Genomic DNA, 2,646 nt, shown 5'->3' on the forward strand with positions numbered 1-2,646 from the left:
TGCGCGAGCGCGGCGTCGAGCGCCTTTTGGCGGTCGTTGCTCGCGGCGGTGGTGGAGGTCGCGGTTGCCATGCGGGTATCGATCACCTTGAGATTGGCGGCCATCTGTTCTGCTCCATGCGCTATAGCAATCGCGCGAGCCCTTCAACGCGCGACTGGTCGGATACACCCTTGGTGCGGTGAGAACAAGATAAGAACATATCCACGGTTCGCAAGCCGGATCCGGAGCGCTAAACGAGAAAGGGCGGCCGTTTCTGGCCGCCCTTTCGTGCGATGGCGCGTTGGGTACGGACCATCGACGGATGCGTGGGTTGCTCCGTCCCCGGACCCGTCCCATCGTCGATGCGGGCTTGGTACATAACGCAACGATACGACTTATCCTTACCGGACCCGTTGCAAGCCGCCAGACAATCAGGCGAGCGTCGTTTCGAGGTGCCACCAGCCTCGCGCTTGGACGACGGCGGCGGCGGCGGTGCGGGCGGGCTCGTCGCCGAACAGCGCGAAGCAGGTCGCGCCCGAGCCGGACATGCGGGCGAGCAGCAGGCCGGACGCGCCGTTCAGCAGTTTCAGCACGTCCCCGATTGCGGGAGCGAGGGCGCGCGCGGGTGGTTCCAGATCGTTGCGGCCAGCGCGGGCCTGGGCGAGCAGGTCCCCCTCCCCGATCGGCCCACGATCGACGCCGTCCCAGCGGGCGAACACGGCCGCGGTCGACAGTGGAACGCCCGGGTTGACGAGCAGGGCGGGCGTGCCGGACAGGCCGTCCATAGGCTCCAGCGCGTCGCCCCTGCCCCGGCCGAGCGCGGTGCGGCCGAGCAGGCAGGCGGGCACGTCCGCGCCGAGCCGGGCGGCGATCGCCGCGAGATCGGGGTCGGCCGGCGGGATGCCGTGCAGGCGGGCCAGCGCGCGGAGCGTCGCCGCGGCGTCCGCGGAACCTCCGCCGATGCCCGAGGCGATGGGGAGGTGCTTCGTGAGGGTGACGCGGTATGTTTGAGCGATGCCGTACGCAGCGGTGAATGCGTCGGCGGCGCGGGTCACGAGGTTGTCGGCCCAGGACGCGGCGTCGGCGGCGTCGGTCAGCTCGGCGGCGAACGGGCCGGTGATGGTGAAGCGGTTCTCGGGCGCGGGTTCGAACTCGATCAGGTCGCCGTCGCGGCAAAAGGCGAAGAGGGTTTCGAGTTCGTGATAGCCGTCGGGGCGGCGGTGGCGGATGTGGAGCGCGAGGTTGAGTTTGGCGGGCGCGGGTTCGGTGATCACGGGAGCGGTGTAGGAGGCGGGAGGCGATGCGGGCAAGATAAGCCCCTCCTCTTTAGAGGAGGGGTTTGGGGAGGAGGACGCTGCTTGTGGATGGAGTTTGTCCGTGCCTCGCTCGCGACCGGCGTTCCCCTCCCCAAACCCCTCCCCTGAAGGGGAGGGGCTTTTCAGCGCCGACGTCCTAGAGGCCGTTCGCGGTCTTCTGGTTCAGGCGCGAGCGCTCCGTTTCGGTTGCCACCAGCGCCGCCGCCGTCCAGGCGTGGCGCGCCTCGAACCGGCGGCCGAGCGTCCAATAGGCGTCGCCGAGATGCTCGGCGATTTCGGCGTTGGTCGGTTCGGCCTGGGCCGCGCTTTCCAGGAGCGGCAAGGCGCTACGGGTGTCACCGGTCCGGTGATAGGCCCAGCCGAGCGAGTCGGTGATCCCGGCATTGTCGGGGGCGATCCGGTGCGCGCGTTCCAGCAGGCGCGTCGAGGCGCGGGTGGCCTCGCCGCGGACCAGGCGGGCGTAGGCCAGGTAATTGAGCGCGATCGGCTCGTCGGGACCGAGCTTCACCGCGCGGGCGAGCGCGATGCGAGCCTCGGGCCAGCGGCCGGCTTGTTCGAGCGCGCCGCCCAGCTGCATCCAGACGAGCCACTCGCGCGTGCCGTCGCCGCTCGCAATCTTTTGATAGTAGGACACCGACTCGGCAACGCGGCCGGAGTCGGCGAGGAGGTCGGCGTAGCTCTGCCACTCGTCGCGGTTAGCCCCTACCCTGCTCACGGCTCGCACTGCGTCGGCAAGAGCTTCGGGACGGCGGCCGGACCTGACGAGCGTGGCGATGCGTGCGGTGTTCGCGGCCTGCGCGAAGGGACCGTCCCGGCGTACGTCCTCCAGCACGGCGAGAGCGTGATCGTTCGCCCCTGCCTTGCCGAGCGCGTCGGCGAGCAGGAGGCGGGCGCGGTCGTTGCCGGGCTCGGCGAGGAGCGCGGCGCGGGTGAGCGTGATAGCGAGAGGGTTGGCTCCGTCGCCGACGCCCAAGTCGGCCGCGACGCGCGTGAACAGGCGCGACACGCCGACGCCGAGCGAGGGCTCGACGCCGCGCCGGGCAATCGCCTCGCCCATGTCCGCCTGGTCTGCGGGAAAGAGCGCGCGGGCGAGATCGGGCCTGCCGCGGTTGCCGAGCAGCCCCGCGGCGTCGATACGGAGATCGAGGCTGGCGGTCACGCCACCCAATGACCGGATAAGCGTCAGCGCCTCGGGCTCGCGCCCGGCGGCGATCAGCATCGACACGCGCGCCTCGGTCGCTAGGCGGCGCTGGACGGGTTCGGTGCCGGCGGCGTCGAGCGCGGCGAACGGGTCGACGCCGGTCGCGCGGGCGACCAAGGCGCGCAGCACCGGCGCCAGGATCACGAGGCG

The 2,646-nt window shown here is 71.0% G+C and carries 2 protein-coding genes; both read right to left on the reverse strand.

The features are described from left to right. Positions 1-410: 410 nt before the first annotated feature. A complete protein-coding gene (locus tag ACFE71_RS15490; RefSeq protein ID WP_375429654.1) occupies positions 411-1,253 on the reverse strand; it encodes a 4-(cytidine 5'-diphospho)-2-C-methyl-D-erythritol kinase in 843 nt (280 codons plus the stop codon). A 178-nt stretch (positions 1,254-1,431) separates the two neighbouring features. Further along, on the reverse strand, positions 1,432-2,646 hold a 1,215-nt coding region (locus tag ACFE71_RS15495), incomplete at its 5' end, for a tetratricopeptide repeat protein (RefSeq protein WP_375429653.1).

This window comes from uncultured Sphingomonas sp. (genome assembly GCF_964237155.1).
Classification (GTDB): Bacteria; Pseudomonadota; Alphaproteobacteria; order Sphingomonadales; family Sphingomonadaceae; genus Sphingomonas.